This window comes from Verrucomicrobium sp. BvORR034 (assembly GCF_000739635.1).
GTDB lineage: Bacteria > Verrucomicrobiota > Verrucomicrobiia > Verrucomicrobiales > Verrucomicrobiaceae > Verrucomicrobium.
Window position 1 is genome coordinate 1 of sequence record NZ_BATQ01000062.1, and the last position, 5115, is coordinate 5115.

At 59.1% G+C, this 5115-nt stretch carries 3 protein-coding genes; 2 read left to right on the forward strand and 1 reads right to left on the reverse strand.

Annotated elements, in window-relative coordinates; translation table 11 throughout:
• The first annotated feature begins 325 nt into the window (after window positions 1-325).
• On the forward strand, window positions 326-1342 hold the full coding sequence (locus tag BV034_RS11355; RefSeq protein ID WP_265592879.1) for a LacI family DNA-binding transcriptional regulator: 1017 nt from the start codon (window positions 326-328) through the stop codon (window positions 1340-1342).
• Window positions 1343-1444: 102 nt separating this feature from the next.
• Entirely contained in the window at window positions 1445-1924 is a 480-nt protein-coding gene (locus tag BV034_RS11360; protein ID WP_050027061.1) for a YHS domain-containing protein, read from the forward strand.
• Window positions 1925-2134: 210 nt separating this feature from the next.
• Here the strand turns inward: BV034_RS11360 and hrpA are convergent.
• The coding region (gene hrpA, locus BV034_RS11365; protein WP_050027063.1) for an ATP-dependent RNA helicase HrpA at window positions 2135-5115 on the reverse strand (2981 nt) is incomplete at its 5' end.

Genomic DNA, 5115 nt, shown 5'->3' on the forward strand with positions numbered 1-5115 from the left:
GGCGTTTCATGATGCTTTTAGGAAGAGGAAGATGCTGCCTTTGATCTCGCAAGCTGGGAAGTGAAAAGCTCAGGGCCAGGCCCACCCATCGGGCGAATCTCCTTCAGTTCGTTCTGGAAGCCGATTTGCGTGCCCTTATCTCGTTGTCAGGAAAGGGTTTCGGACTGGCCGACGTAGAGAGCTCGCTTCAGAAGGTTACGGTAACATTTAAGGCCGCTTTTCGTTCATGCCAAGTCGAGGGTCCCCAGCTCCAAGTTCACCCGCAAGCGCAGTCAACACTGGCGCGGGGCTTGAGCCGACCCTATCGACGGTGAGTTTGCAGGATGTGGCGCGAGTTGCAGGAGTGTCGGCCATGACGGTCTCGCGTGTGCTTCACAATTCCCCCAAGGTCTCCATGAAGACCCGGGAGACAGTGATGGAGGTGGCGAGGCAGTTGAAATACCAGCCAGATGCGCATCTCACCCGCATGATGCATCTGGTTCGGGGGCGGAAGGACTCGAAGGTGCGGGCGGTGATCGCGGTGATCCGGGAGTCGCTACCCCAGGATGACCTGCATGATCCCGCCTACCAGTATGTATCGATCAAGGACATCCAAAAACGGGCCGAGCAGCACGGCTATCATGCGGAAGAGTTCTGGCTGGGCCGAGAAGGTATGACCCCGGGTCGGTTGGCGGACATTCTACAGGCGCGCGGAATCGAGGGGATCATCATTTCCCCCCAGTCATCCCAGATGAAGTGTGCCCAGTTTGATTTCTCCCGCTTCTCCGCCGCCACCTTCGGGTATGGACTGCGGGAGCCCTCTTTGCATCGATCAGCAGGCAACATGACGCTGGGCATTCACCGGGCAACCGAGGAACTCACAGCCCGGGGCTACCAACGCATCGGCCTGGCCATTACTCAGTGGGTGGACAAGCGCGCGGAAAGTGCGTACAGCGGGGCCATGCTTCACTACCAGGAAGGGGTGCTGAAGAAGAACCGGGTGCCTCTGCTGTTGTTCCCCCACAATGATTTGCGCAAATGCGGAGAGATCTTCTCAAGTTGGGTAACCAGCCACCGCCCTGACGCGATCATCAGCTTTGACACCCACGTGCCCGGCTGGTTGAAGAAGCTGGGGCTCAGAGTGCCTGAGGATATCGGTCTTGTAGTGCACGACTGGACAGACGCGATGGTGGGAATGGCAGGAATTCATCAGCGACGCGAGCATGTGGCCAGTGCGGCCGTAGATCTCGTGGCCACGCAATTGTTGCATCACGAACGAGGCGTGCCCGAGGTGCCGCGGCAAATCTTGATCCCTCCGGCATGGGTGGATGGGGCATCCATTCGGCCTCGGACGGGCACCTGAGAATACAGGAAACAAACATCGCCTTCAGGAATGGCAATTCGCGGCCATTCCGCAGCAATACAGGTTTAGCGGAATGGGCCGGTGGGTCTGTATTGATTGTCTATGAAAGCATCCAGTGTTTTTCTTCTGCTCACCACTGTCTGTGCCCTGCCGTTCATGGCAGCGACGCCGCTCCATGCGGCTGACCCCAACAAAAAATGCCCCATCATGACCGATGACGAGGCGGATATCGAAGAGAAGGTCAGCTATCAGGGGAAGGACATCTACTTCTGCTGCGGCCCGTGCGTGAAGCAATTCAAGGCTGAACCTGACTACTACGCGGCTCTTTTCAAGGATATGAAGAGCGTTCCTGAGCTCGACGGTGTCACAGTTCCGGGGAGCGTAAAGCTTCTGGAGCAGCGCTTTTGCCCGCTGAGCACCACCCGTCTGATTGGACCGGCTTCTCCCTCGGTGGAGTACAAAGGCGTGAAGGTCTATCTGTCGAAAGCCGCTCACGTGAAGACGTGGGAGCAGGATCCCGACAAGTATGCCAAAGAAGCCGTTGCCAAGGGGCTGCTACCCCAGTTGAAGGGCAAGGTGTAAATGCCGTTTGAGGCAATTCTGTTTAACCACAGAGGCGCAGAGGCACAGAGAAATACCAAACTTCAAACTTCAAACTTCAAAATCCAAAGTGCGAATGAGGGTTTGAGGCCATTTCCGGCTAATCTTGTCAATCTGTCAGGAAACTTGTAAATCCTTTCTAAAAAATCGGCCCTCTGTATCTCTGTGGTTAATTTAATAGCACTCTCTCACCTAACTCATCATCGCCTCCAGCCGCTTCGCTGACACAGGCTGGGCGGTGCCGAGTTCCTGGGCGAAAACGGAGACGCGATACTCTTCCAGCATCCAGCGGAAGGTTTCGTGATCAGATTCAGCCACGTAGCGTTCCCAGTTGTCGTAGTCGGCAATGAGGTCGGCTTTGTCGGCGTCTTTAGCGGGGTTGATGCTGGCCCGCTCTGCCCGCACCTGAATGGCTTTCAAGAAGCGGGGAAGTTGGAGCAGTTGCTGATGGGGTGTGTTTGCCAGGATCCCAGCTGGCGTCAATCGAGCTACGTCCTTCTCCATGCCGGGATATTTCTTGGGGGACTGAAGGAGCTTTTGCTTCAGGTCCTGTACCTGCTTGAGCAGGTCACGCACCTTGTGGGCGTAGGTCGGAAGCTCCTTGCGCACTTTCTCGCAGAGTTGCTGGAACCGTTTTGTCGTCAGAGGTAGCACTGGCTCCAGCCGGAGCGCGTGCTGGAGAATGTGTTCCTGGGCCTGCTTCTGAAGCAGGTCTCCTGATTCCAGCGGAGTGGGTTTGGCCCCTGTAAGATCGAAGGAGGAAAGGGCGGCCTGGAAATTGGCAGGAGCCTTGTACACGGATCCTCCGCCCAGATTCCGCAGTTCCTTCCACAACCAGGCGATGTCCTTGCCAAGGGCGGCTTCCGCCAGTTTCCGCACTGCGGGAGGGCTGGATTTCACCGCTTCCTCTTTCTTTCGGAAGAGGCGAACGTCCACTTCTCCATCGCGTAGCACCAGGCCGGGATAGCCGAGGACGGGAGTGCCGTTGATTTCCTCGACCACCAATGATTCTGGCAGGTCGCCGAATGACCAAGAACTCAGGGCATAACGTTCCACGCTGCGGACCATCCGGTCCCAGGCGTCGGACTTCACCTCTTGCTTCTTGACCGTGGCCTTGATGGTCTCGAGATCGCGGGCGGTGATGACGGTCTGCTTCTTCTGATCCACCACCTCCACGCGTGGCTGCAGGTGGGCGGGTATGCTCTGGGCAGGCCAGTCGGAGGCCTTCACCTCGACGCGGTACTTGATGCCGATAAAGCGGGCGAGCGCTTCGAGGAAATCACTGCGGCCGGGATCAAACTCGCGTGCGATCTCACGGACTTTGGGATCGATGGGCATGAGCTGTCGGCGCACGACTTTGGGGAGGGCGCGCAGAAGCACATTGATCTGCTCCTCACGCAAACCGGGCACCATCCACTGGATCTGTCCGGAGGTGAGATGTTCGGCCACGGGCAGGGGGACCTGGACGGTGACGCCGTCCTCCTCTTTGCCCGGAGTATAAGCATAGCTGACGGGCAGGACGGAGTTGCCGAGATCCACCCGGTCGGGGAACAACGCAATGTCGAAAGTCAGCTCATCACCGCCAGTGAGATCCACTTCCTGGGCACAGAGAAAATCCGGCTCCGTGCGGATGCGATCATTCACCAGGCGGTTCAGATCGTGAACCGAGGACACGTCCTGGATGCGTGCCTCATAGTATCTGAAAAGGGCCTCTTCGATGTCGTACACCCGCTGGCTGCGAACGCGGGTGAGCGTGGTCTCGATCTTGTCACGCAGCTTCCGATTGTGCTGGAAGAAACGGTGCGGGAGCTGGGACTCGCCATGCAGCAGGGCTCCGCGGATGAAGAGCTGGGTGGCGCCGACGGGATCCACCTTGCCGAAATCAATGGATTGCTTCATCACCTCCAGTCCGTGCACGAGGGTGCGTTGGGTCACGAGGACTCGGCCAGAGCGGCCATGCCAGTGGGGCTCACTGTACTTGTGCTGGCAGAGGTGGGAGCCGATGTCCGCCACCCAGGTGGGATCGATCTTGGCCAGAGTTCGCGCAAACAACTGAGAGGTCTGCACGATCTCACCCGCCACCATCCACAGAGGTTGCTTTGATTTTTCCGTGCCGGGTTTCCCAGGCTTCTTCTCACGCCGCTCGTAGAGGCAGGACCCGGGGAACACGGTGACTTGCCGGTTGCCGGCGGCCTTGTAGAGATTGCGCTCCTCCCGTTGGGCGATGTTGCCCAGCTGGCCTGCCAGAATGCTGCGATGCACCGCATCGTCATGGCTGGCGGTGCGATCCTCAAGTTTTGGCAGAGGCTCCCCCTCGTCATCGAGCGTATCGCTGAGCTGACGCCAGATGTCCCGCCATTCCCGCATGCGAGTCAGGGAGAGGAAGCTGCTTTTGCAGAACTTTCGCAGGGCATTGTTGCTGCGGTTTTCCACGTCCGGGGCGGCCTGCCAGATGCGCAAGAGCGTGAGGAAGTCTGAGTCCGGGCAGGTGAAAGCCTTGTGCGCGGCAGCAGCCTGCTCTTTGGCCTCCTCAGGGCGTTCGCGTGGGTCTGGGACGCTGAGGCCAGCGGCGATGACGAGCATTTCTGCCAAGGCGCCTTCCTTGCGGGCCTGCAGCAGCATGCGACCCAAAGTGGGATCGAGCGGCAGGCGGGCCAGTTCCCTACCTAGAGGGGTCATGTCATGAACCTCGCTTAGGGCTCCGAGCTCATGCAGGAGCTGGTAGCCGGAACGAATGGCGGCAGACACGGGCGGGTTGATGAAGGGAAAGCTCTCGATCTCACCGAGGCGGAAGGCCTTCATGCGCAGGATGACCTCAGCAAGGTTTGCCCGCTGGATCTCCGGCTGGGTGAACTTCGGCCGCTTTTCAAGGTCTTCCTGCGAATACAATCGGATGCAGATGCCGTCCTGGATACGACCGGCACGGCCGGCTCGCTGGTTGGCGCTGCTCTGGGAGACCTCCTCCACTGGCAGCCGTTTGGTACGGGTTCGAGGATTGTACCGGCTGATGCGGGCCAGCCCGGTGTCCACCACATAGCGGATGCGCGGGATGGTGATGGAGGTCTCGGCCACGTTCGTGGCGATGACCACGCGGCGCTTCGGTCCGGGGGCAAAGATGCGCTGCTGCTCCGCGGCGGGCATGCGGCCAAAGAGGGCGAGGACCTCAATGCCAC

Bases quoted from the DNA above. Each gene is read 5' to 3' on its own strand.
- BV034_RS11360 (WP_050027061.1), top strand. From the start codon at position 1,445: ATGAAAGCATCCAGTGTTTTTCTTCTGCTCACCACTGTCTGTGCCCTG.